The organism is Deltaproteobacteria bacterium, assembly GCA_016874735.1.
Lineage (GTDB): Bacteria > Bdellovibrionota_B > Oligoflexia > Oligoflexales > CAIYRB01 > CAIYRB01.
This window is the reverse complement of record VGTI01000030.1, coordinates 22,767-49,558: the sequence shown is the minus strand read 5'-3', so window position 1 is coordinate 49,558 and position 26,792 is coordinate 22,767. Positions and strand designations below refer to the sequence as shown.

The 26,792-nt window shown below is 55.6% G+C and carries 21 protein-coding genes; 9 read left to right on the top strand and 12 right to left on the bottom strand.

What is annotated here, in order from left to right; genetic code table 11:
* Positions 1-168: 168 nt before the first annotated feature.
* The 4 genes from FJ146_12465 to FJ146_12450 form a co-directional block, all read right to left on the bottom strand.
* Entirely contained in the window at positions 169-2,715 is a 2,547-nt protein-coding gene (locus FJ146_12465; GenBank protein ID MBM4252778.1) for an excinuclease ABC subunit UvrA, read from the bottom strand.
* Positions 2,712-3,758: a 4-hydroxythreonine-4-phosphate dehydrogenase gene (gene pdxA, locus FJ146_12460; protein MBM4252777.1), complete on the bottom strand. Its 1,047-nt coding sequence runs from the start codon at positions 3,756-3,758 to the stop codon at positions 2,712-2,714. Before pdxA ends, FJ146_12465 begins: the two co-directional genes overlap by 4 nt.
* An 80-nt stretch (positions 3,759-3,838) precedes the next feature.
* Complete coding sequence (locus FJ146_12455) at positions 3,839-4,948, bottom strand: hypothetical protein (GenBank protein MBM4252776.1); 1,110 nt, start codon at positions 4,946-4,948, stop codon at positions 3,839-3,841.
* Between the two features lie 98 nt (positions 4,949-5,046).
* A complete protein-coding gene (locus FJ146_12450; protein MBM4252775.1) occupies positions 5,047-6,291 on the bottom strand; it encodes a cupin domain-containing protein in 1,245 nt (414 codons plus the stop codon).
* Between FJ146_12450 and folK the strand changes: the two genes are divergently transcribed.
* Entirely contained in the window at positions 6,259-6,867 is a 609-nt protein-coding gene (folK, locus tag FJ146_12445; GenBank protein MBM4252774.1) for a 2-amino-4-hydroxy-6-hydroxymethyldihydropteridine diphosphokinase, read from the top strand. The two genes, FJ146_12450 and folK, sit on opposite strands and share 33 nt — an antisense overlap.
* On the opposite strand, the gene FJ146_12440 is transcribed toward folK, so the two are convergent.
* From FJ146_12440 to FJ146_12425, 4 genes are read right to left on the bottom strand one after another with little or no spacing between them, the layout of a single operon-like run.
* A complete protein-coding gene (locus FJ146_12440) occupies positions 6,804-8,657 on the bottom strand; it encodes an ABC transporter ATP-binding protein (protein ID MBM4252773.1) in 1,854 nt (617 codons plus the stop codon). The two genes, folK and FJ146_12440, sit on opposite strands and share 64 nt — an antisense overlap.
* A complete protein-coding gene (locus tag FJ146_12435; protein MBM4252772.1) occupies positions 8,650-10,386 on the bottom strand; it encodes an ABC transporter ATP-binding protein in 1,737 nt (578 codons plus the stop codon). Before FJ146_12435 ends, FJ146_12440 begins: the two co-directional genes overlap by 8 nt.
* A gap of 34 nt (positions 10,387-10,420) precedes the next feature.
* The gene (locus FJ146_12430) at positions 10,421-12,400 is read right to left on the bottom strand and encodes an acetoacetate--CoA ligase (GenBank protein MBM4252771.1); all 1,980 of its coding nucleotides are present in this window, start codon (positions 12,398-12,400) and stop codon (positions 10,421-10,423) included.
* A gap of 60 nt (positions 12,401-12,460) precedes the next feature.
* Positions 12,461-13,456, bottom strand: coding sequence for an ImmA/IrrE family metallo-endopeptidase (locus FJ146_12425; protein MBM4252770.1), 996 nt, complete (start codon positions 13,454-13,456; stop codon positions 12,461-12,463).
* Here FJ146_12425 and FJ146_12420 point away from each other — a divergent pair.
* The 4 genes from FJ146_12420 to FJ146_12405 all read left to right on the top strand — a co-directional run bounded on the left by FJ146_12420 (position 13,429) and on the right by FJ146_12405 (position 16,733).
* Positions 13,429-14,565: a glycosyltransferase family 4 protein gene (locus FJ146_12420; GenBank protein ID MBM4252769.1), complete on the top strand. Its 1,137-nt coding sequence runs from the start codon at positions 13,429-13,431 to the stop codon at positions 14,563-14,565. The two genes, FJ146_12425 and FJ146_12420, sit on opposite strands and share 28 nt — an antisense overlap.
* 121 nt (positions 14,566-14,686) lie before the next feature.
* Positions 14,687-15,028 carry a PilZ domain-containing protein gene (locus FJ146_12415; protein ID MBM4252768.1) on the top strand — a complete coding sequence of 114 codons (342 nt, stop codon included), beginning with the start codon at positions 14,687-14,689 and terminating at the stop codon, positions 15,026-15,028.
* Positions 15,029-15,119: 91 nt separating this feature from the next.
* Positions 15,120-16,229, top strand: a complete 1,110-nt coding sequence (locus tag FJ146_12410; protein ID MBM4252767.1) for a hypothetical protein — start codon at positions 15,120-15,122, stop codon at positions 16,227-16,229.
* A 312-nt stretch (positions 16,230-16,541) separates the two neighbouring features.
* Complete coding sequence (locus tag FJ146_12405; GenBank protein MBM4252766.1) at positions 16,542-16,733, top strand: hypothetical protein; 192 nt, start codon at positions 16,542-16,544, stop codon at positions 16,731-16,733.
* A 135-nt stretch (positions 16,734-16,868) separates the two neighbouring features.
* On the opposite strand, the gene FJ146_12400 is transcribed toward FJ146_12405, so the two are convergent.
* Positions 16,869-17,648 carry a GTP cyclohydrolase I FolE2 gene (locus tag FJ146_12400; GenBank protein MBM4252765.1) on the bottom strand — a complete coding sequence of 260 codons (780 nt, stop codon included), beginning with the start codon at positions 17,646-17,648 and terminating at the stop codon, positions 16,869-16,871.
* A gap of 263 nt (positions 17,649-17,911) precedes the next feature.
* Here FJ146_12400 and FJ146_12395 point away from each other — a divergent pair, with 263 nt between their 5' ends.
* Entirely contained in the window at positions 17,912-19,066 is a 1,155-nt protein-coding gene (locus tag FJ146_12395) for a hypothetical protein (GenBank protein ID MBM4252764.1), read from the top strand.
* On the opposite strand, the gene FJ146_12390 is transcribed toward FJ146_12395, so the two are convergent.
* Genes FJ146_12390 through FJ146_12380 form a run of 3 tightly spaced genes read right to left on the bottom strand, consistent with a single transcriptional unit; the run spans position 19,041 to position 22,931 of the window.
* Complete coding sequence (locus tag FJ146_12390) at positions 19,041-20,066, bottom strand: ABC transporter permease (protein ID MBM4252763.1); 1,026 nt, start codon at positions 20,064-20,066, stop codon at positions 19,041-19,043. The genes FJ146_12395 and FJ146_12390 overlap by 26 nt on opposite strands.
* Positions 20,067-20,070: 4 nt before the next feature.
* The gene (locus FJ146_12385) at positions 20,071-21,117 is read right to left on the bottom strand and encodes an ABC transporter permease subunit (protein MBM4252762.1); all 1,047 of its coding nucleotides are present in this window, start codon (positions 21,115-21,117) and stop codon (positions 20,071-20,073) included.
* Positions 21,117-22,931 (bottom strand): ABC transporter substrate-binding protein, encoded by a 1,815-nt coding sequence (locus FJ146_12380; protein MBM4252761.1) that lies wholly within the window; start codon positions 22,929-22,931, stop codon positions 21,117-21,119. The genes FJ146_12385 and FJ146_12380 overlap by 1 nt, the downstream gene beginning before the upstream one ends.
* Before the next feature lie 91 nt (positions 22,932-23,022).
* Here FJ146_12380 and FJ146_12375 point away from each other — a divergent pair, with 91 nt between their 5' ends.
* The 3 genes from FJ146_12375 to FJ146_12365 are packed head-to-tail and all read left to right on the top strand — an operon-like array spanning position 23,023 to position 26,734.
* Positions 23,023-24,186 carry a hypothetical protein gene (locus tag FJ146_12375; protein ID MBM4252760.1) on the top strand — a complete coding sequence of 388 codons (1,164 nt, stop codon included), beginning with the start codon at positions 23,023-23,025 and terminating at the stop codon, positions 24,184-24,186.
* Positions 24,183-24,932, top strand: coding sequence for an ABC transporter ATP-binding protein (locus FJ146_12370; GenBank protein ID MBM4252759.1), 750 nt, complete (start codon positions 24,183-24,185; stop codon positions 24,930-24,932). The genes FJ146_12375 and FJ146_12370 overlap by 4 nt, the downstream gene beginning before the upstream one ends.
* Complete coding sequence (locus FJ146_12365) at positions 24,929-26,734, top strand: ABC transporter ATP-binding protein (GenBank protein ID MBM4252758.1); 1,806 nt, start codon at positions 24,929-24,931, stop codon at positions 26,732-26,734. Before FJ146_12370 ends, FJ146_12365 begins: the two co-directional genes overlap by 4 nt.
* The last annotated feature ends 58 nt before the right edge of the window (positions 26,735-26,792 follow it).

Here is a 26,792-nt window from a genome sequence, read left to right as displayed (position 1 = left end):
TTGAACCATACTTGCGCCATGATTCGGGACAACATTAAGCGCATGAGTCGCCGTACTTGGACCACTACTAAGCGTATCGACAGGCTCAAATACCTGCTATCCATCTATGCTTGGATCCACAATCAGCACCTAGATGGGGCCGATTGGGAGGTGCAAATGGCATAATGCTTAACAACACTCAAGTAGATCAGTTTGGCCTTGCCTGACGAGCTTGCCACCCGCATGCGCCGCACCTGGCCCGAGCTCTATCACCCAGTCTGCGGCCGCTATGACCGACTCGTTATGCTCGACAGTGACGACCGTGGCACCAGCTGCGACCAGGCGTCGCAGGATACCCAACAGTAAATCTACGTCGGCAAAATGCAATCCTGTCGTTGGTTCGTCCAGAATCAGCAACGTGCCGGCATCGATTCTACGACCGAGGTAGGGCACTAGTTTCAGCCGCTGCGCCTCACCACCGGAAAGACTGGCACTGGGTTGTCCTAATTTCAGATAGCCAAGCCCTAGTTCCACGGCAGGACTCAGGCGCTGCACGATCTTACGATGATTTTTAAAATGATCTAAGGCCTCATCTAGCGTGAGTTCAAGAACCTGCGCCAGCGATAACCCTAAGTAGCGAACCCCCAGCACACTCGTTTGGAAGCGTTGCCCCTTACAGACCGGGCACCGGACGCGCGCATCCGCTAGAAAGCGCATCGTCAAACTCAGCTCACCGCGCCCCTTACATTCGGGGCAGCGCCCACCCTCCACCGACAGCGAAAACGACCTAGCTGTCAGTCCCATCACCTGGGCATCACTCTGCGCAGCATAGATATCGCGCAGCTCGCCCAGTACGTCCAAATAGGTCACGGGCATGCTCACGCCACTTTTGGCGATCGGACGGCGGTCGACGAGGTGCACGGCCGTCACTGCGTCAGCGCCAGTAAACTTCTTGGCGTGAGTTGGCGGCTTCTTGCTACCGGAGAGTAGTGCGACCAGGTTTGGATAAAGCGTCTGTAGTACCAGAGAACTCTTACCAGCACCCGAGACCCCAGTCACAACACACCAGCCACCTAGCGGAAATCTTACACTATCGATCGCTAAATTGTGACAATGAGCACCTTCGATGATGATCGCTGGTGACTTGTTTGTAATGTTATTTTGTTTATCTATCGTCTGACTATTAGCACTCGCTAAATATTTGGCAGTCAGCGACTCGCGCGCAAACCGGGCGGCCTCCGTCGGCTTGAATTTGGCCATAAGTCGCCCACCCCGCATGCCACCGCCGGGTCCAAGATCGATAATCCAATCGGCCGCACGCATCAACCGCTCGTCATGATCCACCATCAGCACGGTGTTGCCCGAAGCAGTCAGCCGTCTTAGCGACATCACGAGTTGATCTAGCTCGCTAGCATGCAGACCCTGGCTCGGCTCATCCAACACATAGAGTACCCCACGCAAGTCCTCGACCAGGATACCAGCGAGTTTGAGACGCTGCGATTCTCCGCCAGACAGACTGCGTAGACGCCTGGCTAAAGTTAGGTAGCCAAGACCGATACCGTTAATACGCCGCACAGTCGCCAACGCCTCGTCGGCCACCCGAGCGAGAGCAGGGTTGCTGCCACGATGGGCGATGAGCTGGGTCAGCCAATCTTCGAGCTTGAGTAGCGTCAACTGCTGCAAATCTAACGGCGATGCCTCCCCTAACCTAATCGCGCTCAGTTCAGGGGAGAGCCCAGTCCCGCGGCAGGCCTGACACGGAGCATCGAGACCAAGTCTGGCGCGCAGACTTAAATCCCCACTGCTATCTGCCTCCGCCTCTTCATCACTGAGCCCGCTGCTCCCGAGTCCGGTCGTATCGTACCCAAGGCCGCGGCAGGCTTTACACTGACCGAGGGAATTGGCTGAAAAATGGCGCGAATCAAGTCGTGGCCAGCTAAAACCACACTGCGGACAGCCCCCAGCGGCAGCAAAAGTTTGTAGCGAGCTCTCGTCGAGTTTGCCCCGCGCGTCACAGGGGGCCACATCGACAAAGCCCTGCCCCTCGGCAAGAGCGGTCTCAATGCTGCGCCTCAGTCGACTCGCCGCTTCAGGCTTGATCTTGACCGTATCGATGATGATTTTGATCGTGTGCTTGAGCTCTTTATTAAGCTGCGGAACAGGGGTGAGCGACACCAACGCGCCATCGATGCTGGCCTTGGTGTAGCCGCGTGCGGCAAACTGCGTGAGTTGTGCCTTGAATACGCCTTTCTTAGCCGTGACCACAGGAGCACAGATAGCGATCGTCTGACCACTGCTGTCCTCCATGATATGCGTGGCCATAGCCTCTGGCGTCATAGCCGCCGTCGCTAGATTATGCGTCGGACAGAGTTGCGCGCCAAAGCGGGCCATCAGCACCGCCAGGAGTTCACTCAGGTCAGTGATGGTGCCCACGGTTGCCCGGCGGGATGGCGGCGTCTCGTTTTGTGCCACACTGATCGCCGGCGAAAGTCCCGTGATCGAGCGCACGGCAGGTCGCGACGAAAGATCTAAGAACTGCCGCGAGTAATGCGACAGGGTGTAAAAAAACCGCCGTTGGGCCTCGGCCAGTACGGTATCAAAAGCGAGCGAGCTCTTACCGGAGCCACTCACGCCAGTCACCACGGTGAGTGTCCCACGGTCTATGGTGACATCGACTTGCTTCAGGTTATGTGCGGCGGCGCCACGGACCTCGATGGTTGCTGCGGGTTCTGTCATCGTGTGTTCTCCCCAAATTTATGCAAATAATCAGCAGCAAGCTTGATGGCAGCCGTCATGCTAGCGGGGGAAGCCTGACGGCGCAGGAAAATATCTGCTGCTGGTCCATGATCTGGGGAGGCACGAAAATGCTTAAGCCCTCCCGATACATTCACAGCGTCATCAAAATGAACGGTCTTTAGGGGCCCCAGCCCTTGGTCATGATACATGGCGAGCACGGCATCAAAATCACCGCGGTAACCGCGGTAAAAGGCCGTATCCGCTGGTAACGGGCCGGTCAGAGTAGCCTCTAGTCCCAGTTGCGTTTGGGCTCTCTGCACGGCCGGTGCGATGATTTGATGCTCCTCGTCACCAAATAGTCCACCGTCACTAGCATGGGGGTTGAGACCCGTGATGGCAAGGCGCGGCCGCTCAATCCCGTAAGTGCTGCGGATACTTCGCGCCAGCAAGATAGCTTTGGCACAAATCAAATCGCTACTTAGCGTCTTTGCTACGTCACGCAGCGCCAGATGATTAGTCACCAGACCAACGCGCAGTTTAGGGCCAGCCAATATCATGATGGCTTGGCTCTGCCACAAAGCGGCAAAAAATTCCGTCTGACCTGGATAGCCAAAGGCGGCTGCCCCCGCCGCATATTTGTCGATCGGTCCTGTTACTACGGCCAGAGGCGTCGTAACGCTGGTCGCACGACGTGCAGCCTCAAGCTCCCGCAACCAATGCAGGGCTCCGACGGCGAGCTCACCACGAATCACGGGCGTTAAAGTCTCCGCCGGTGCCTCTCCCGCCTGGGACCCGACGTCGACAAAATAAAGACCACTGCCGCGCACCCTAAGCAACTCGCTAGCAGCTTGAGCACCACGAAGCACCGTGATCTCGATCTCAGTCCCAAGGGAGTGTCCTAGACGCCGCAGCTGATCCTGCCAATGCCAGTTGCTACCGACGAGCACCACAGGCCACGGACCCGCGAGGCCTCCCGCACGCAGCGCGTCAGCCAATAGCTCAATCGTGACGCCATAGGGGTCACCGAGGGTCACCACTAACATACTAACATCGCCGTCATCGCTGTCCTCCACCTGCTGGACTTTAGGCTTAACTTAGCCGCAGGTGGGACGACAAGCCAAAGCTACAAATACGCCTTGAGCGCTGGGTTGTCGCGCCGCCAAATCACGTTATCGATAAAGTAATGATGGATGTTGATAAAAGTGATGAAGACAAACATGGCGAGCTGGGGTCCGAACAGTGTTCGGTCATAAGGCATCACCTGATCAAGCATAAAGGGGATGCCGTCAAACATCAAAAATCCGAGGACTAATACTGCCGCGGCAAAGCCAAGCACGTGCTTGGCAAAAAACGCACGCTGACCGACAGCGTCAGCAGTCGCCGCCTCGGCCTCGGCGGTGTACTGGTTTTTTTTCAGCGCCATCACGAATAATAGATACTGTAGCGAGTGAAAAAATGGGATCAAGTACCAAAATACCGAGTGATAAAATGACGGCAAATACCACACATAAATTGCTGCGAACGAGGCGCAAGCCGGCCATCCAGGTAGCTTACCCGTCGCCAGCCATTTGCGATAAACGATGGTTGTCACCACCACGAGACTGATAACCAGGAAACCGTAGTTGACCGTCATGAGCCAGGGCGGCAGATCAAAAGTATGGTAACCAACTCCGTAATGCATGAGCTCGCGGATACCCAAGTTGCCGTTGATGAGTGACATAAACCAAACGGGAAAGAGATTGGCTTTAAGTAGCCGTGACTCAAGGCCCGTAAAGTAATAGCCCCGTCGCGCTGCCGTGACGACCACGGTGCCATAGATCTGCTTGATGTAGTGCCAGCCGACGGTAAAGTACATGAAGTTGACGGCATAACTCAGGTACTTTGGCGATTTCAGAAAAATACAGCCGGCCATGTATCCCGCAATCAAGGTCGGCGCTAGCACGCCTGCCCAGAAAAACCGTGGAGTGGTTAGAAGTTCGCGTCTTTTGTCTCGATACAGCAATAAATACGAGGCCATAAAGTGCGGGTTATTGACCGCGAAGGCCAGGTAGAACGCCGCCCACGAGATTTGCGTCGTGTCGGCGTTCTTGTCGACGCCAAAGTAGGCGAGCGTAAAGAGGACGACCGAAGCCCCACCAATCAGCAGCACATCTAACACGGGCGATAGGAGATCGCGCGGTTTCGATGCCTTGAAACTCGCATGGGGACGGATTGCGGCGACAGCCTGTTCCATGTGGGCGCTCCCGAATGATCGGCTAAGGACTAGGTGATGAAAAGGTTGGACCTAGCTATTATAGCGGAAGCGCCGCCAAAGGTGTGTGTCGTCTCCAATTACTTGGCGAAGTAGAGATAGCCATCGCGCAACATTTGCCGCATCAAGGTCAGTGCCGCCTCCGCGGCCCGCCCACTGCGGGGCATCAGAGCCTTGAGCGCGCGACCATGATGACTGCGCCGCGCCGTCAGGGCCTCAACCAAAGGGCTCAGTTTCGGGTCCAGGGGATATTCCTCACCGTCGATATAAAGGTACAGGCTGCCATCGGTGGCGGTGTAATGCGCGTAGCGCGCGTGATCACTGCGCCAGAGTTGACGCCCGGTTGTGAGTGCACGCTGCACGGTAGCGACACTCGGTAGGCGGCGGCCTGAAGGTGCAACCTCCATCCCCGAGGGCAGCCGCGTCACATGGCGGCCAAACCACCGACCGACGACATCCTTATGTTCCAGTGGGGCCCGCAGCATCGCGGTGACGGCATCCACAGCATCCGGATTTATAGCTCCGGGATTTGCTTGCAGCGGGAGCCCAGGGTCTTGGTACATCGCGTCTGTTGCGACGAGCGCGGTGAGCGCCTCAGGTAAGCCGAAGAAATGTGCGAGCATATCGCGCTGTGACGGTGCGCGAAACCCAATCGAATAAGTCATAGAGGCCGTCACGGCCACGCCGTGATGGGCCACCCCAGGTGGCAGGTAAAGCATATCGCCTGGCTCTAGGTCCCAGCTCTCGTCAGGAACAAACTTCTTGAGAATCCGCAGGTCGATCCCGGGCCGCAGCGCCCGGTCGCCACCACTGGCGATCTGCCATGTGCGCCGGCCGAATCCTTGAAGGAGGAATACATCGTAAGAATCAACATGGGCACCCACACTGCCGCCCGGCGGCGCCAAACTCACCATGAGATCATCTGCACGCCAGAGGGGGACAAAGTTGAATTCATCAAGGAGCCTACCGGCATCCTCAAGCCAATGCTCCAGGTTAGAGACGAGCAGGCTCCAATGGGCTCGTGGCAAAGATTCAAGCCGCTCACGTGGAAACGGCCCGCGCTCTACCTGCCAAGGACGCGCACCACCTTTTTCCATGACGAGCCGTGCTTCGACCCCATCCTCTGTGGCCAGTCCTGCGAGTTGATCTGGTGTCAGTAATGTCTGGAAGTTAGGGATTGCACCCCGGATGAGTAGCGGACGCTTTTGCCAATAGTCAGCCAAAAACTCAGCCGCCGTCAGGCCACCGAGTAAGGTTAATTTTGGAGCTGACTTGCCCCTTGGACTACGGTTATGGTGCGCCGCATGACGTTTAGACCTGGACATGATTCCCCTGACGCTCCGTGGCATGGCCGTGAGAGCAACCGCTATCTGGTCGCCCTCGGCAGTAATCTCGGTGATCGCATGGCCCAATTACGCGGCGCCATAGATGCTGTCAACAAAGAGCTGGGGCCAGTCATCACTGTGGCCCCATTTTTCGAGACGGCTCCCATCGGTGCCGCTGATCAGCCGTTCATTAACACGGCAATAGTCGTCCACAGTGACATCCCGCCAGATGACGCCCTAGATATACTCCTGGGCATTGAGCGGACGCTCGGTCGCGTCCGTCAGGTCCGGTGGGGTAATCGCACCGTCGATCTCGACATCTTGCTGTGGCAAGCGCGCGACGACCAGGGCCGCTGGCAAGCGCGCGCGCGCAGTACCCCCACCCTAACCATTCCCCACCCCGAGATGCTAAGGCGCGCTTTTGTCATGGTACCGGCAGCAGCCATCGCTGGTGATTGGTGCTTACCTGGGAGTGAGGTGTCACTTGCAGTGCGCTGTGAGCACAGCGCGTTTTACTTGGCACCACTGCCAGCAGCAGTGACAGCAGCAAGCTGTTTTGAGGCAAGCTGCGAATAATAACCGCCGAGCTGCATCAGGGCGTCGTGCGTGCCCTGCTCGACGATTTGGCCTGCTTGAAACACAAAGATACGGTCGCAACTGATAATAGTACTGAGGCGATGAGCGATGACAAATGAGGTGCGCCCCTGCATCAGCTCGAAGGTCGCGCTCTGGATCAGACGCTCGCACCGCTCATCGATATTGGCCGTCGCTTCGTCAAGAATCAGGATCGCTGGATCCCTGAGCAGCATGCGCGTGAAGGCCACTAACTGCCTCTCGCCGGCACTTAAATTTTCGCCACCATCAACCAAGACGTAATCTAACCCACCCTCGCAATTGCTGATAACGTCGGATAGCCCCGTACGACGACAGGCCGCCAGGATCGTCTCATCAGAAATCTGCCCCGCGCCATGCGCGGCCAGTAGATTAGCGCGCATCGTCCCACCAAAAACAATGACGTCCTGACTGACGTAGCCTATCTGACGTCGCAGATATTTGGGCTCAATGGCGGCGATCGGATGACCGTCGATAAAGATGTCGCCACTATCCATGGGATAAAGGCGCGGAATCAAATTGATGGTGGAACTCTTGCCAGAACCAGTGGCACCAACGAGCCCAACTTTCTGACCGGCTGCGACCATAAAATTGAGGCCTCTGAGCACGGGCTTTCCTGGGCGATAGCTCATCCACACGTCACGAAAATTTACCTGACCGCGTACAACTGGCCTTAGTGCGCCCGACACGCCGATTACGTCAGCCTCTTCCGGCTCGGTCAGCATCCGCCGCACGCGCTCACTCGACACGACGGCCTCTTGGATATTTTGAATCTCAGTAGATATCACGCGTATCGGCGACACAAAGCGCTCACTGTAGCGCACAAAAGCCACCAGTAGACCAAGATCCATGGCGCCTGCTAGGACCCGATGCCCGCCGTACCAAAGTACAAGCAGTGTCGGGAGTGAGCACAGAAATACGGTGACTGGCCTGATGAAACTATTCCAATTAAGGGTAGCGACACCTGCGTCCAGCAACTCACCAGCGGCCTCGTCAAATTGCTGCTGGGTCCAAATTTCCAGGCCAAAAATTCGGATCACCGGTAAACCGCTCAGGTACTCAGCCAACTTGGCGTTGAGGTGAGCCGAGCGACGTTTATAGGTGCGCAGCCAAAAAATCACCGGCCGGCGCAAGGCGACAGAGAACGCTAGTGCTGGTAAACACACGGCAACAATCACAAGGCCAAACCCAGGATCAGTCACCACCATCGCTACTAAGACGACGACGATGTTAATGACGGCTATAAGCACACGAGCCAAGGTACCGGTAAAAAAGTTTTCGATCCCCTCGATATCAGCCGTGAGGCGCGTAATCGTGCGCCCAAGCGGCTGCGTGTCGAAGTAACTGATGGGCAGGCGCCTCATTTTAGCGAAAAGCTCGCTGCGCACTTTATAAGTGATGGCGATCGTGGCATGAGCGAGAAGCACCCGACCCGCATACTGACAACCAACCGCCGTGGCCTCAAGCACCAGAAAACCAACAGCCATCCCAGTGATTTGGGCGCCCGATCCATCATGGACTAAGGCAGCGACGATCAACCCCAGAGTACGCGCCGCGGTCATGACCGATACCGATGCTATGACCACGAGAGCCAGTGCACTCAGGAGTTGCAGGTAAACATGGGATCCCATGCGCAGGATCTGTACCATGCCGATCAAATCACTGGCTGCTGCCAGGATCTTGTCCTCGGTGTCAAAGGCTGGATTCACCTTAGTGAGAGTCTCGCGACGCGAGGCAGCTGCTGCGTCACTCATGACGTCCCTCCAACTCCTGCGCCAAGGTGCTTTCGTTCACCACTGACAGTCTACCTTGATCAAGCTTGTACACTTGATCACAAAGCCTCAGAGTCGATAACCGATGTGCCACCCAAATGACAGTTGCCCCGGAGAGCTGCGCCTTTAATCCCTGCAAAATAGACTCTTCCGTCACCGCGTCTACAGCACTTAAACAATCATCTAGAAGGATGATTTGGCGCCGTCTGAGGAGTGCGCGTGCCAGGGCGAGCCGCTGTTTTTGTCCACCCGATAGGTTAATTCCCCATTCGCCCACCCAGCTGTCGAGACCGTCACTAAACTGCCTCACGTCACTGGCAAGCTGCACAAGTTCAAGGACACGCCACAGAGCGTCGTCGTCCAGACTCTGGTCTAGCTCCAAGTTATAGCGGATGGTACCGGCGAAGAGAAAAGCCCGCTGCGGCACCATCGTCACATATTGTGCTAGCCACGTGCGATCAAGCGCATCAACATCGACACCAGCCAGTCTGACCGCACCGCGGGGCGCCTCAGTCAACCCTGCTATCAGTGAGAGGAGCGTACTCTTGCCACTGCCAATTGGTCCAAATATGCCAATATGGCGCCCTGGGTCGATGTCTAACGACACATCACTGAGGATCGTACGTCCCCCGGGAGCATAAGCAAAATGCAGATGATCAACGCGAATCGTGGGATCGTCACTGGTAGGACGCATATCTTTGCCGCGCCACCTTTCGGCTAAGGCCTGCAGATTGAAAATCTCGACGATCCGTCCAAAACTAGCAAAACCGCGTTGCCACTCGGCAATACATTCGCCCATGTCGGCCAGAGGTCCCTGCAACATCAGGACATAGGACTGCATTGCCACAAACTGACCGATTGTTAACTGGCCACTCTGGACTAGACTTACACCCCAAACGAGCATCACTGCGTAGGCGCAAAGCGATGGCATTGCAGCCAAGGGATAGATCTTCCACCCGGTCTTAACGACCGCAAATCGTTGCTCTGAGTAAAGTTTCGCTTCGTGACTGAGGCGCTCTTCCCACGGTCCCTCACTGGCTGTCGCCCGCTGCAGACGGATGGTGCTAAGTGATTGCGTGACGGCATCCGAAAGTTTGCCAAGTTGATCTTGAGCCACGGCATGAAGATCATGCTCGCGTCGCGCTAGCCGCAAAATCGGCAACGGTAAAAACGGCAAAATCACCAGCGACGCCAACCCAAGCGGCAGATGGATCCACAAGATGCAGCCCACACTGAGCGTCGAAAAGAATATAAGATCGAGCGTCTGCACCAATGTAAAGCCATGGATGGCGCGCACGGCATTCCAGTCGCCGGTGGCCCGGTTCATGAGATCGCCCAGAGAATAATCGTGGAAGGTACCTAGAGGCACATGGCGCAAGACGCCCCATAGCCGAACTTTGAGTTCCCTGCCCGCTACATGTGTTTGCCTTGCTAAGAGCTGACGCCAACCTAGACGCCCGAATAAGCCGACGATCAAGGCTATAAGTAGTATGAGAATCAGTAGGTGCAACTCACTCTCAGGGGACCCGCGTCTTAACCAGAGGGGCAGGCCAGATCCCTTGCGTCCAATAAGATCGAGCGCCCATTGCACTACTTTGGGTATCAGGACCTCGGAGATGCTGCACGAAAAAAGGGCCACCGTACCAAATAGGTACGATACCCAATGCGTCTTAAGGGCGCCTACATATAAACTCTTTGCCGTCACCGCCATGAGCGTAAACTCCGCGCGAGCTGGCTATTAACCATTACTTTGGCCATGCCAAAGCCAAGGCCTGAAACTCTGCCATTGCCTCCGGATTGGCCAGAGCCGCCAAGTTTGTCACTGGTTCACCATGGATTGCTTGGGTTACTGCCAGCTCGACCTTTTTGCCACTGCGTGTGTAGGGAATGTCGCCTACCTGCATGATCTTGTGCGGCACGTGGCGGGGAGTGAGACGCTCGCGCAAGGTGCGCTTGATCTCTCTCTGGAGTTGCTCATCCAGGGCCACACCTGGAGCTAACTTAACGAACAGGACGATCGCCTCATCACCATCTTGGCGACGCGCGACCGCAATCGCATCAACAATGCCTGGAATAGTCTCAACCTGGCGGTATAGCTCCGCCGTGCCTATGCGCACGCCACCGGGATTGAGCGTCGCATCGGAACGCCCATAGACAACTATGCCGCCGTGCCGCGTTATTTCGACGAAATCTCCGTGGCGCCACACTTCGCAGTGATCGTAGTGCTCAAAGTACGCACTATGATAACGCTTGCCGCCCTCATCGTTCCAAAATCCGATGGGCATGGAAGGGAAAGGCGTCTTACAAACTAATTCCGCTTTAGTCTCGCGACATGATCTGCCGGCATCGTCCCAGGCGTCGATATCCATCCCAAGTCCGGCATATTGAATCTCACCCGCCCTAACAGGCAACGTGGGTGTGCCAAGCATGAAGCAGGAAACAATATCAGTACCGCCACTAATCGACGCCACGTGGAGATCGCCGTCGGCAGGGGCAAGCATTTGGTAAAGCCACGCAAAGTGCTCAGGCAAGAGTGGTGCTCCCGTCGTCAGCACCGTACGCGGAGCATAATCGAAAAGCACGGCTCTCACATCGTATGACTGGGCCATTGATGTGGCGACAAACTTCGGGCTTGTACCCAGCGCAGTCACACGGGCCTCTTTAGCCGTGCGCCAGAATACGCCTAAATCTGGCGTCGCCACGGAGCCCTCAAAAAGTACGAGCGAAGCTCCCGTCGCCAGGGCGGAGACCATCCAGTTCCACATCATCCAGCCACAGGTCGTATAAAACATCAATCGTGAGCCGGGCCCGATATCCGCATGCAGCATCAGCTCTTTTAGGTGCTGTACCAACGTGCCGCCGACACTATGCACGATAGCCTTGGGCACCCCCGTGGTACCGGACGAGAACAGTATGAAGAGTGGGTCATTAAAAGCGCGTGGAACAAAGCTAAGGACCGCATCCTCTGCATAGAGAAACTCCTCCCAAGCGATGAGACCTGGTGCCCTGGCATGCGCACTGCCGCTTAAGTGATCGATACCCACGGCCGCGCGTAGATGCGGCAGCGCCTCGCGTGTGGCCTGTATCTGCGCTGCGCAGTCAAAAGCCTTGCCACCGTACTGGTAACGCTCGGTGAAAAAGACGACTTTGGGTGCGATCTGCCGCAATCTGTCCGTGACGGCGGCGGCACCGAAATCGGGCGAGCACGACGACCACACGCCACCTAGCGAAGTCGTGGCAAGCATCGCCACAATCGCCTCAGGCACATTAGCCACCACACCCGCCACGCGGTCTCCAGCACTCACGCCGTGCTCCTTTAAAGCAGCGGCACAGCGCGCCACCTCACGTCGCAGCGCTGCGCGTGTGTAAACGCGCGTCGCGGCGCCCTCGGCATAGGCGATGATAATCTCAGTCGTGGGATCACCGGCTAAAAGGTGCTCCGCGTAATTGAGCGTCGCCCCCTCGAACCATTGTGCCCCGAGGATACGCCCCGCCGGTGGCGCCACGAAAACTGATCTAGGCGGTGTCATAAATTTGACGCCGCAGTAATCAGCCACGCCGCCCCAAAATGCACCTGGCTCCGTCACCGACCAGTGATGCAGGGCGCTAAATTCGGACAAATGGAAGCCGCTGCGCTTGCTCATGGCGGCCGCAAAACGGCTCATGTGGCTACTTGCCAAACGCTGCGCACTCGGGGTCCAAAGAATGTCGCCGTAAGCGGTCATGCACCGAGCATCTAAGCTTAAATCAGCCGCGGGGCAAACAGTTTTTTTACCGACCGCCAGTCACACACCTTTATCGAGCTTACGGGCAATCGCGCGCAGCCTCTCCATGCCACTGGCTGATCGCTCCGCTGCCTGAGGCGTGGCCTGGGTCTCATCCTTGAAACTCTTTTGCCGCGTCATCTTTTCCGTGCTGCCATAAGTAGAGGCCGCATAGGCGCGCGGCATCGTCGGCTCGGGTGGAATGATCTGACTGGCAGCGGATTCCGGCTCGACGACGGTCGGTTCCGGCGGGGTGAACCCGGCCCGAGTTTCGGCGTCAAGAAAGTTGACTGGTGCCCCGCTGGCGCCCCTGAGATCATCTAGCCGACGGCGCACTAAGGACGGGTGCACGCCGAAGAAACTAGCGACACGCCCATGGTCTTGCAGTTTCTCGAGCGCCCTTTCGAGCATAGCCGCGGGTAAAAGCAGTGCCGCAGCGAAGGCATCGGCTGCCGCCACCGCACGTAGAGTTTGCGATCCCTGCTGCCCCCCGGCACCTCCCTGAGCATAGCGCGTGAGGGCGCAATCTCTTTCCTGGAAGCCGCTTGCCTGCCAGTCACCCCGCGCAATCATGGGCTGCACCTCAAGCAGATAACGACCTAGCAAATGTGCCAGCATAAACTGGGATGCGCCCGCCGTGAGGTGCGGATGGAGCACAATGGCAATTTGGAAGGAGCCACGCTCATCTTTTGCCAGCAAAGCGCCGCGGGCATCAATCTTAAGCGAACGCACAGCAAGGCCAGCCGACTCAGCCAACTTGGAAACATCGAGCTTCGGAGCCCTTGACTCGGCCGCACCGAAATATTGGCGCACCAGTATGGCTAGTCGTTCGCTATCACCGGCGGCTGCAGTAGCAACGATTTCGGGAAAGATCGCAATCATGAACGAACCCCCTCCGCCCCATCCACCATCCCGCCGACTGGGGATTCGGACTAGCATGTGGCCTTTGGAGTTATTATACGCTATTTTGAAGTTTTTGCGGAGCAGCGTTGCGCGTTTTAACGATCTCAAAACCATATGTGGCAGCAGCTTACCGTCAAAAACTGAGCCTGCTAGCCAATGCCGGCTACACCATCGGTCTCATCTGCCCTCCGGCTTGGGGATCGCAGCGTTTTGAGCCTGATGCTACGGACGCTCAGTACTGGTTGCGACAGCTTCCCATTTTGGCGAATGGACGTAATCACTTTCATGTTTACATCGGGTTAGCAAAAGCGGTTAAGGAGTTCCGCCCTGACATCGTCAACTGCGAAGAGGAGCACTACTCGCTGGTCACACGGCAGTGTCTCGGTGTTGCCCAGGATGTCGGCGCCAAATTTATTTTTCACACCTGGCAAAATATCCTGAAAGCCTACCCGCCACCATTTTCGTGGATGGAGCGACGCGTCTTGCGCGATGCCGCTGCTGCCGCTACGGGTAATGACGAGGCAACGCAGGTTTTGCGGGCCAAAGGTTTTCGCGGGCCGATCGCAGAAATCCCACAAATGGGGGTGCACTTCGAAACATTTGCTGCCGATCCCGACGACCTTGTCCTCAGGCAAAGTAGACGATCGCGTCTTGGTTTGCACCTTGACGCTTACTATGTCGCCTTTGTTGGACGGCTTGTTGAGGAGAAGGGCGTGGACATGATGGTGGCTGCGCTGGCGCAGCTGAGCCACCAAATACCCCAACTGCGTCTCTTAATTCTGGGAGGGGGACCGGAGCAGGTTAAATTGGCAGCAATGGCAACATCTCTCGGTGTCGCTGATCGCATTGACTGGCGCTCCCAGGTGCCTTCCTCAGAGGTCGCAACGTATCTGCAGGCCACCGATATCTTGTGTCTCCCGTCTCTGACGCGACCCAATTGGAAGGAACAGTTTGGCCGCGTCCTTGTCGAGGCGATGGCAGCTTCTGCCATCGTGATTGGCTCGTCCTCTGGCGAAATCCCACGTGTGATCGGTGATGCAGGACTCGTGTTTCCCGAGGGCGACGCGCGTGCCCTCGCCAATGCTATTGTCAAAACTTTTGACAGTACAGAATTGCGCCAACGACTGCGCCACCTCGGTCATCAAAAAGCCCACAGTCAATTTAGCAACGAGCAGGTCGCCAAGCGCTGGAGTGAACTCTGGCAGCTTGTGGGGGCAATTTAATGATCATACTTAAACCCCTAATTTAAGAACATATTCAGGAATACCCTCAGGTTTTTCCAGGAAATGCCGAAGGCATTGGCAAGAAGCTAATGTGTGTGCATGGATTCCAGGAGGATGTGTTATGGGCTTGGCCTTATTCAAGGAGCGACGCTTTACCGAACGGCGCCAGCTGTCGGGCGTGCTTCCAGGCAGCTTGATCCGCACGGACGGTAAGGGGGCCGTATCCTGTCGCCCGGTCGACGTATCCGCGCATGGGTTGGGGATCGTGATCATCGGCGAGAAAAAGATTTTACCTGTGGGTCTCGAACTCCATTTGGTCGTCTCCGACGGTGAGATTGCTCTGACTGTGGCATGGAGCACGCCGGACTTCGGCAAGCAGGATTCCGTCCGTTACGGTCTCGCGGTGACGGATCCAGCAGTCAACCTAGAACAGGTGTTTGAAAAGTATGGTTGCCTAAAATGATCGTAGGTTACTGACTTGCTATCAACTGCCGATTCCCACATGATTGAAGCATGTTTTGCCATCAAAAACACTTCCACTGTGGTGACGCGCTATGTTGGGCAAATCGTTGAAGAGCCACTTTTTTGGACTATGCTTGGTGGGCGCTTTGTGGTCGAGCTCTGAGGGGCCGGCCAGCGCGGCTGAGAAAACCGCCGTCTATCGTTGGGACCCTATTCCTGGTGCCTCCTATTACCGAGGTCGCTACAAATTTCGCGGAGTCGATGTCGCGTTCCGGACCAAGTCCACGTGGCTGATGCTCAAGACTGTTTCAGACATCACGGTCAAGGCGATATCCGACCAAGGTCAGCTCATTAGTGAACTGCCGGTCAAGGCTGCTCCGCTGACTAAGCAAAGTATGCAGTCTGATGGTACGGACGATCATAGTTTTGTCAGCGAGCTTGCGCAGGGTAAGGAGTACGATCCCCTTGCTGAGGACGAGGCTGATTCCATCGTTACCTTTTCGGGGCACACACTGAGGCTGCATCCAGGCCGTTTCCGGATGTCCCTGCTACTTGCAGCAGGGCGTGAATCATTCAGTGCCCAAGCAGGTGTGGATGCCTACAGCGGTAATTCGGATGTAGGTAGCACCAGTCTTGCCCTTAGCTGGCAACCAGCTAACGCCACCTGGCTAGTCTATGCGCAAGGCGAAGCCCACAACCTAACGACCGTCACGAGTGGCAATCACAACGCCGCTAAATTCTTACGAGCAACGGGCAAATCTTTCCTATTTTACGAGCTGAGTCGCGGTATGGGTGACGATGATTCCTCGTTCGCTATAGGTGCGGGACCGGTCTATACAAAGCTACCAGTGATGGGAATCACGGACGTAAATCTAGGCACAGCATCACTGCGACTCGAGGCTACCACAGGACCAGCGATTGCCATCGAAGCGGCAAAAAATCTGTCTGAAAAAGTGAACGCCTTTGGTCTGATCAGCTATCAACCGCTAGCTTTTAACAGCAAGCTGAAAGCCCTGAGCGCCATGGGTGACACCTTTTTGCGGTGGGAGCTTTCCGCGCATTGGACAGCCGATCTGACGATGACTTGGCAGTGGTATCGGATCAATGCCGATGCAAGCTGCGAGATCGCTGCGTGTCAAAATTTTAGTCAGGCAACGAGCAGTTTGTTCATGGTCGGTGCAGGCTCGGGTGTGAAATTTTGATGCTGACTATAATTTTTTTTTGCCATGCTGCCGATAACGACTACGTGCATTACCGCCGTGCGTTAAACTCATGAGCGCCAATGCGTACAAAGATTTAAGTGAGACGCAAAAAATGTCAGCGTTGGGGAGTGAGAGTCACAAGTGGATTGCGAAATTGTTTGAAAAGGCAAGCAAGATTCGGTAAAAAATTTTTAACACTGTCGCAGGTCATGATACACTTTACTAATCGATGCGACATTTGTGTTGCTGAGAGTGTGGATAGGGTTCCCGAATGTTCGGGTAAACTTTAACGTATGTCGGAGGAGATAAGCCTTGGTTAAGAAGAAAAAGAAAGCTGCTAAGAAGAAGACCGCTGCAAAAGCAAAAAAAGTTGGCACCGCTAAGAAAAAAGTGGGCAAGAAGAAGAAGAAGGCTGCAGCTGCTGGCACCGCTGGCGCAGTAGTCAAGAAGAAAGCTCGCCGCAAGAAGAAGACCGGCGCGAAAAAAGCGAAAAAGAAGAAGTAATTTTTCCTAGTTCGCTAATTCTTGGTTTGCTAACCAACGAATTAAGCCGGCTGCCAGAGAGCTCGTGGCAGCCGGTTTTTTTGTCCTAATTTTTAATCCTAGTTTTTATCCTAAGCACTTGGTCGCATCGTCCGCTTAGGGAAAACTGATCCGGGCATAGCAGTCATGGGCGTGAATGGACTCCCGATTGACCGCCTCGACCTCAAACCCGGCGAGCTGACCCAGGCTCGATGCCTGCTCCGCAGCGGCGCGCACGATGTCCTCGACAAAGACGGGCTGATCGTAGGCCGCCTCGGTGACAAACTTCTCGTCCTCGCGCTTCAGCACGGGATATACCGGCGAGCTGGCGCTGCGTTCAAGTAGACCTAGTAGCTCGTTGATGCTCGGTGTCTTGCTCTCTGGATGCAAATGCACCGTCAGCTTGAGCTCGGATCTTTGGTTGTGAGCCCCACGCTCTGCCACCGCTTTGGAGCATGGACATAGCGATTTAGCCGCAACCTTGATGGTCAAACTTTTCCGCGCCTGGTCCCCGCTGACGGCCTTAAACGTGACGTCGCTCTCTAGGAGCGCAGAGCGTCCACTGACCGGCGCAGCCACGCGCCTAAACCATCGAAAAGACGCCGACAGCTGTGAAGAGTTGGCATGTAGTAGAGTTGCGATGTCGCAGGCAAAGCGGTACAGACCGTCAAGGTCGAGGGGGGTTGCCGCAATCTCATCAAGCGCGGTGATGAACCGCGACATGTGGGTGCCCCGCCGGGAAGCATCGAGATCAACCCCCAGCTGCCAGCTCGCCACGGTAGTTTGGTGCTCGCCCGTAGCAGCATCGCGCGCAATGATCGGATAGGTCAGACTGGTGATACCTACCGACTCAATAGCAAACTTAGATGCCCCACTGCTGGCTTGGACGTCAATCATGGCTCCCCCGGGATGCGCCGAAGCCCAGTCTATAGCGAACCCAGCCAGGAATTGCAAATCGAGTGGCACCTAAATCGGAAGATAAGCCTGCGATTACTGTCTTAAATTTGAAATCACTCAAGTTTTAAGAAGATCAGACCGATAAGAGATTAGATTTAGTAGTTGAAACCAGACAAAAATTGGCCCCGGTCTCAATTTAAGGCGTCCTCATGCATGCCTCCAAGATCTCCGCGCATCTCGCAGTACTATCCTTAGGGATCAGCATGTTAGCAGCATGCGACGCTAGCAGCAGTGGCCCACTCCAGTTGCCGGGCTTCAGTTTCGATCTCGGCCAGGGACGTAGCAACGACCAACCCGAATCGCAAACCGCCGACCCACCCCAGCAGATCGTGGGGGCTTATTTGACCTGTGCCTTTATTGATGCAGCAGAAAACGTGGCGGCCAAAGGCCGCAACGGCGAGAATATCGAAATCGGCTGTGGTCTCTACAAACGCGGCGCGACCAAACAGCAGAAAAAACCAGAACTCGCCAATATTACTGGTCTGCAGAGTAAGACGGCCGTGAGTTGCCGCGGCCGCAAAACCGTACGATCGGTCTCTACCAAAGCAGCTAGTACCAAAACCTTACAAAATCAATTCGCCATCCTAACATCGGAGTTACCCTGTCAGGTGCAGTGGCGCCTCAGTGACCAAGGTGGCCGTCGGGCTCTGTTCGCTAAGTCGATACCCACCATTACCCAGTCAAATGCGCAGGAGGGTTTCGACATCGAAGCTGATATGCAGGAGCAGCAAATGGCCTATGCCGACGATGCTTCATCCAGCACGCCCCAGGGGCTGAGTACGCGAGCGCCTAACTCCCCTCTGATGCAGCAGATCGCCCGCGATATTGGCGGCCCCGTCGGCGACGACATTGCGCGCGCAGAAAATCAAAACTTTAACGGTGGCCGTTTGATTGGCCTAAAGGCCCAACACGAATTTGTCCCAGGACTAAACACTAAGCAGGTTAGCGCTGGCGGCATTGTCCTCGGCAGCAGCGGCTACGGCGTCAGTGGTGGCGGCGGGGCTGTCTCCGGCAGTTCTAATTCCCAGTCGCCCACTTCCAAGACCAGCGACCAACCAAGTAACCGCGACGATCTCACACCGGAAGAGAAGCGCAAACTCCAACAAAGACAAGCGAAAGCTCTCGAGAATCGACGCGCTGCCGCAGACGAGCCACAGTGCTCTCAACCCACTGGAGCCCAAGCAGGCTCACCTATAACTGCCATCATAAATGCCGTGATCCCGGTAGACGCCGAGCAAAATTGCGAGGCTGCACGTCCCACTAAAGTCACACCGCCGCCTGGACCGACGCCTGTGACAGCGACCAAGCCATCGACGTCCACAAACACCGCCACTAAGCCACCGAGCGTGGATCCATAGCCTTCTGCACGGCTTCACCGACGAAGTTGAGCATGAGGATGAGCGCGCTGATCACAACAAAGACGGAGACGATAATCCACCAACTTGTCAGGTTGGCTTTACCCTGACTAAGTAGCTCGCCTAAACTGGGCGTGGGTGGTGGTACACCAAGTGACAAGAAATCTAGTGCCGTCAGCCCCATAACACCGTCGGCAATGCGAAAGGGAAAAAAGGTAATGACCGGCGTCAGTGCGTTTGGCAGGACGTGCTTCAGGATGATGCGCCATCTTTGCCCTCCCAAAGCGATCGCTGACTGCACGTATTCCGCCTGCCGCGCCCGCAGAAACTCAGCCCTCACATAGGCGGCAAGCCCCATCCAGCCAAAGAGCGACAAAAGTACAAATATCAGCGTCAGAGAAGGCTCAAATATGGAGCTCAAAATGATCAGCAAGTAGAGTTCATTCTGCGCCGACCACACTTCGATGACGCGCTGACTGATCAGGTCAAAGACACCGCCGATATAACCCTGAAGCGCCCCGAGCACGATGCCCATCAGTGAGCCAAAGACCGCCAATGTTAGGCCAAACACCACTGACAAGCGGAAACCATAAACGAGACGCGCCACAATATCGCGCCCACGATCATCGGTCCCGAGCCAATGGCTTCCGTCGGGAGGCGATGGCGCGGGCTGACTCAGCCGCGTATCGATATACTGGTAGTCATACTGAACGGGCGGAAACATAGCCCAATTCCCGTCTCGTTTTAGGGCATCGGCCACCGTAGGCTCGTGATAATCCGCCTCGGAATCGAAAACACCACCAAAGGCGGTCTCCGGATAACTCACAAATACCGGCCAATACCAATGCCCCTCGTAGCGCACGACCAAGGGACGCTGATTGCAAAGTAATTCGGCCGCGAGCGACACAGCGATCAGAACTGTCAGGGCAAGCAGGCTAAAGTAGCCACGGCGCAGACCGCGAAAAATTTGTAGCCGGCGTTTTACGCGGGGACTTAAAGCCATCCTGTCACTCCGCTACCTGCTCAAAACTAATACGTGGATCGACCATCACGTACATCATATCACTCAGAAGGTTACCGACGACAAATAGGATGGAGAAAAAGAACTGCGTTGCCATCACCACTGGGTAGTCGCGGGCCATGACCGATCTGTAGGAAAGTAGCCCTAGGCCATCCAGACTGAACAGGGTTTCAATCAGCAAACTCCCGGTGAAAAACATGGTCAGGAAGCTCCCTGCAAAGCCCGTCACCAGAGGAATCATCGAATTACGAAACACATGGCGCCAGATCACCCAAGTTTCCTTGACACCCTTGGCCCGAGCCGTAAGGACGTACTGCTGGCCCATATTATCGACGACCGTATTTTTGGTTAAACTCGTCATAACGGCAAAGCTGCCAATATTGAGGCAGATGAGTGGCAGTGCGAGATGATGCAAGGTATCTTTGATCCTGCCCCAAAGATCACGCGTTAAATAGTCGTCGCTATGGAGTCCAGCTATAGGGAATACATCCCAGAAACTTCCCCCCCCAAGTAACCAGATCAAAAGCACCCCGAGCACAAATCCAGGCATGCTGTAGCCGACGAGGACTAAGACACTGGTGGTCACATCAAAAGGCGTACCCTGCCGTACCGCTTTCGCTACTCCCAAGGGAATGCACAGCGCGTAGGTTAAGAAGAACGACGTGATTCCCAACCACAGGGATACGGGCATCTTGTCACGCACTAGTTCCATGACCGATTTGTGGTGAAAGTAGGACTCGCCAAATTGGAAGGTGAAGAGCTTATAGGTCCAACGCCCAAGACGTACCGGCCAGGGTTGATCAAACTCGTAGAGTTTTTTCAGCTCATTGATTTGTTCCTCGTCGAGCCCCTTGCGCATGGCGCGGCTCATATCACCCGAGGCAACCTCCCCCCCCATTTGGTGCCTTGATTTTGCGATAAACTGCTCAATCGGACCACCGGGAACAAATTGAATGATGGCAAAATTGATCAGTACTACACCAAGCAGCGTCGGCAGCATGAGGAGCAGACGTTTGAAGATATAGCTCTGCATTACAGTAGCGGTACTCCCTTGGCTTGAGCGTCCGTGAGGCGCTGTGCTTTAGCGGCGTCAAACCACATGAGCTCGTAAAACTGACGCGTGGTGTAATAGGTGGGTAAAGTGTTGGGATGGCTAAATTTATCCCAGTATGCGAGCCGGTAGTTAGGGGAATGCCAGTTATGCACCATGAGGTGCGTATGATAGAGGGCACGGTCCAGACAGCGCGTCATCAGCTCCAGTTCACTGCGACTTTGTGCGTAAATGACCTTTGATACGAGTACGTCGACGGCCTTATTTTTAAGGCCACTGTAATTTTGGGAGTACGACTCGTCGGCGGCGGCCGAGGTCCAGTAGGCTTTTTGTTCATTACCAGGAGACTGCGACTGGCCGTAGATCAGACTGGTCATTTCGAAATCACGCTGATCTACGCGGCGGATGTAGACGCTCTGCTCCTTTTCCTCCATCGTCACGTTGACGCCGAGTTTACGTAAATTTTGCAAGTAAGGCTCGACGACGCGCTGCAGGCCACCTGGCTCCAGTAAAAACTTAAAGGCAAGTTGCCCCCCTGGACCCGTCGCGACGCCGTCCTTGATCTGGTAACCTGCAGACTTCAGGAGCTGCATCGCCGCTCTCAAGCGGTCTTGGATCGGCTGACCTTTACCGAGCCAACCCATCGGCTTTGAAAACACCTCGTCAGGCAAATCAGCCTTTAGTGGCGTCAGCACTGCCAGCTCTTCGGGCGTCGGCATGCCGGTAGCCGCGAGCGTTGTATTTTGAAAGAAACTCTCGTTGACGGCATATTGACCGTAGAAGAGGTTCCTATTGGACCAGTCAAAATCAAAGGCCAAGGCCAGCGCTTGGCGCACGCGTAGATCCTGGAAGATGGGCAATCTCAAGTTAAAGACAAAACCCTGTCCCCCCTGCGCATTACGCGTGGTCAGAAGTTCTTTCTTGATGTAGTGGAGGTCATCAAACTTGGGGCCATTCATCTCCTTGGACCAAATCTTAGCCATGCGGACGTCGTAGAGGTCAAAATCACCGCGTTTGAACGCCTCTACCATCGCCGTAGGGTCTTTGTAGTATTTGATGACGATGGTGTCGAAGTTGAAACGGCCGCGGTAGACAGGGAGATCCTTAGCCCACCAGTTGGGATTACGCTTGAAAGTGATTGATACCCCAGGACGCAGGTCTGCGACGGTGTATGGTCCAGAGCCAACAGCGCGGGAGGCAAAATCACCGCTGGCGTAAACGTGTTTGGGGAATATGGCCATCTCCGTAGTGATGAGGGCTAATTCCGGATTCTCCCTTTTGAAGACAAACTTGACGGTCTTGGCGTCGATCACACTCACCGACTTAATATCGGCCCAATAGGATTTGTAAAAAGGGGCCACCTTATTTGATTGAAAGGTGTCGAAACTGAACGCGACATCGGCCGCGGTCACCGGTTTCCCGTCGGAGAATTTAGCCTCGGGTCGTAACGTAACCGTGAGCGACAACTGGTCAGCTGCGAGCTGAAAACTCTGTGCCACACTAGGATACCGACTGAAGGGCTCGTCGAGCGCGTTATCACCGAGCTCCTGGAACACCAGGGTAGCCACCTCGGGGGCGATATCACCTTTTAGGGCGTAAGGGTTAAGCGTATCGACGCCCCCCTCCATACCAATAATGAGGGTGCCACCCTTAGGCGCCTCAGGATTAGCGTAGTCGAAGGCCTTAAATCCCGGCTTGTATTTGGGCTCCGCGCGCATGGCGATGCCGGCCTCAGCCGTGGCGACACTGCCATGTGCCAACGTAGCGATGAGTGCGGCAGCTAGGGCCTTAAGCATGATCGAGCCTCCGACTGTGAACTAAGACTAGGGAAGTTGTGCATACGATTGTAGATTAACCCTGACCTAATTGTCAGGCGGGACTTATGCCATGAGGCGTGGACTCTCATTATATGGAATCTGGTTGCTGGCGTGGTACCATCGTCTGCGGCACGATCTGGGGCGTGAGCTCACCGTGGTCGCCGCCAGCGGAGTGATGTTTGGCACGTTCCTCTATGTCTTCAACGATTTTCTCAATGTGCAAATTGCCAGCATCGCCGTGGCGATGCGTGCCGCCTTCGCGCAAACTCTGACCATAGCCAGTCTCGTATTGGCGGGCGGTGTCACCGTCTATTGGATCCTACGTCATGACCCCAAAAGCGTCGCCACCATGGCGGCATACCTGGGCGAAGATCCTCGCATCCTAGCCACCTATCATTGGCTGCGGGCCACCACCATCATCATCTTCTGGCACGGAGCCGCGTGGTGGTTATCGGGTACCTATCTCGCCAGGTGGTCGTTGGCCCGCGCGGCCGCGGTGGAGTTGGCGCTGCTCCTAGTAAGCAGCGTCATCATTTTGGCTTTCGCGCAACAGCGCAAAGGTCGAAGTCGGGGTGAGCACAATCAGATAGCAAACAGCCTACGCGCATTAAGCCTGGGATCTCTCACGCCGCGCGACATACTGACCCGGTGGCGCTTAACGCAGATTGTTTTTCGCAGTCGCCTCTGCCGTCTGCTGATGGTGTTATCGGTCCCGTTTACTGGCCTCGTGATGTTGAGCGCCGTCAACGCGGCCCCGTTATTTGTCGCCTGTGTCTCGGCCTTAGCCTCTGGTTATCTACTGGCAGCCACCATGAATGTGCAGATGGCTGCGGATTTACGCCATGCCTGGCTCGAGCGGGGACTCGGGGTCAGTCACGATGACTTCATGCGCGCTTACCAACGCAGCGCCACTTACATAGCCTCGATGATCGGGGGTGTCACCTTGATCGTCTATCTACTCGGGCAAAATTGCTCCGGCCAAATCATGCCTTGGTCTTTGACCATGGTGGCTGCTTCACGCGTCGCCGTCGTTGCTGCGGTTCCCGCCCTCATCACACCTAGTCTACTGTTACAAGTGGATGGAAGACGATTGAGCGTCACCCTACCCTTGAGTCTGATCGTTTGTTTATTCGTGGGTACGGCCGTCATCGCCCACTGGCTGGGTCTGGCTTTGGTTCCTTTACTCATCAGCACTGCACGGGGTAGTCAAGCAGGGAGGTTTTATCGCGCATGACTGAGACAGCGGCAAATCATGCTAGTGAGATCGCCTTAGTGACCGAGGGCCTGACTAAAACTTATGCGAGCGGCTTTAAGCTCGGCCCCTTGCATCTCACAGTGGCTAAAGGCGCGACCATTGGGCTTGTCGGTAAAAACGGTGCCGGCAAGACTACGACCTTTCAACTGCTCACCGGTAATAGCGATCCTAGTGCGGGCGAGGTGAGGCTGCTCGGGCACAAAATGACCCCAGATAGCGCTGAACTCAAGCGCCAGGTTGGTTATCTGCCACAGGATCCAACTCTACCCAGTTGGGCGACTGGTCATGAGGTGCTGACCTATGCAGCGGAGCTTTACGGTATCAGTGACCCCAAGCTTGCCGTCGCGCAACAAGAGGAGCTTTGGGACTGTGCCAGCTACCGCAGCAAGCCGCTTGCAACCCTGTCCTACGGGATGCAAAAGCGCGTAGGTCTAGCCTTGGCAACACTGAACCGCCCACCACTGCTGATTCTGGACGAGCCATTTTCAGGCCTTGATCTCTCGCACATCAAGACACTAGAACGGGCCATTGCGGCACGGGCCGAGGCCGGACTATGCACCATTTTAAGTACCCACGTCCTCAGCTTTTGTGCGAAGCTATGTCACCAAGTGCAGGTCCTCAGCAATGGTCAATTGACGGTGGTTGAACCATGGCACGAACTGGGTGCCACGGCACGCGAGGCCGCCATTGAACGCTGCTTTTTCGCCCAAGGAGACCTAAGTTGACGACGGCGCCGGCAAGTCCCACCTCAAGTGGGATCGCATCTATGAAAGCTGGGGGATCTGGGGGATCTGGCGGATCTGCGGGATCCATGGGATTTGGCGCCTTTACGCGACGCTTCGTCTTGCCGCTGTGGCCTTGGTACCTTAGCGGCACAGTACTGCTAGCAGCCATCAACATCATAAATCTTGAAATCCCGCAGCTGGCTAAAGAGATCATTAACAAGCTGGTCAGTAACGACGCACTGACCGACCAAAGTCGCGTGGCTCTCACTATAGTCGGACTCGGCTTTGTCACCATACTCATCCGCACGCTATCGCGTATTCTTATCTTTTGGCCGGGTCGCCAGGTCGAGATGCGGACCAAGTCCTATTTATTCTCCCGGGCCGTCCGCTTAGGGGAGCGATTCTTTAACGATTATGGCATCGGGGATCTGATCTCACGTCTGGCAAACGACGTTAGTCAACTCCGTGCCTTTTATGCCTTCGGCGTTTTGCAGGTCCTGAACGTCCTCTTTTTGACCGTCTTCACCCTCGCCAAAATGAGCGCAATCCACCTGACGCTCACCGTGCTCCTTTTGATCCCACTCGTGCTGACATTTGTCATCACGAGATATGCCATGCCCAAAATTCACGCCTATTCCAGGGCTAATCAGGACGCCGTCGGATCCCTGACTAATCGGGTGACCGAGGCCTTCGTTAATGTTCACGTGATTCAATCAAACGCAGCGCAAGCGGCATTTTGTCAGCGCGCTGCGCAGCAAAACGAAGACGTGTTTAAAACCTCGATGCAACTCGTCTACATACGTACTTTCATCTGGCCCTTGATGTCCTGCTTAGCTGGAGTTTCGCAGCTTGTGGTGCTTCTCTACGGTGGTCATGAGGTCATGGTCGGCCGCCTGTCCGTCGGTGATATATTGGCATTTAACGTTTATATCGGCCTACTGACCTTCCCTCTTACGGCGCTCGGTATTATTCTCTCGCTACTCCAAAGGGCGCGCACTGCTCTGGCTCGGATCGGCGCTATCGATCAAGCCACACCCGAGGCAGAGCCAAGCGATACGGTCGAGATCTCTGTCCTGCCTGGACCACTACCCTCTCCCGAAATCGAGGTGAGACAACTAAACTTCAGCTATCCAGGCAGCGCGAGCGTCGCCTTGAAGGACCTTAGCTTTCAGGTCGCAAAGGGGCAGCGGCTCGGCATTTTTGGCCGCATAGGCAGCGGGAAATCCACTCTATTTCAGGTTTTAACACGACTCTACGATCCACCGCCTGGGACGGTCTACTACCGCGGTCACGACATCTTAGATTTGGCACCTGGAGTTGTCAGACGTGAGATTGGCTACGCACTGCAGCAGGCTCATCTATTCTCAGCAACGATCAAAGCCAATTTAACCATGGGTCTAAGCCCCGAACCTGGCATCGAAGCGCTCCGCACGGCAGCCAGGGCGGCGCAAATTCTAGGCGAAATCGAGGCATGGCCAGCGGGTTGGGACACCGAAATCGGCGAACGCGGTATCCGCCTGTCCGGCGGTCAAAAGCAAAGACTGGCGCTTGCGCGCATGCTCCTGCGCCAACCGCCTGTCATGCTACTTGATGATGTGTTGTCAGCAGTAGATCAAGCCACCGAGCGACGGCTCATTGACCAAATTTTCGCTCTGGGTACGACGATGCTAATAGCCTCCCACCGGACCAGCGCCCTCATGCGCTGCGATCAAATCCTGATCCTGGATGACGGTCGGATCACCGCACAGGGATCATTTGACGCTTTGGTAAAAACTCATCCCGAGCTACTTTCCACCAAATAGTCAGGCTGCTACTTAATCCGCTCCTGCAAGATCATTCAGTCCGTGCACAATTCTGCCG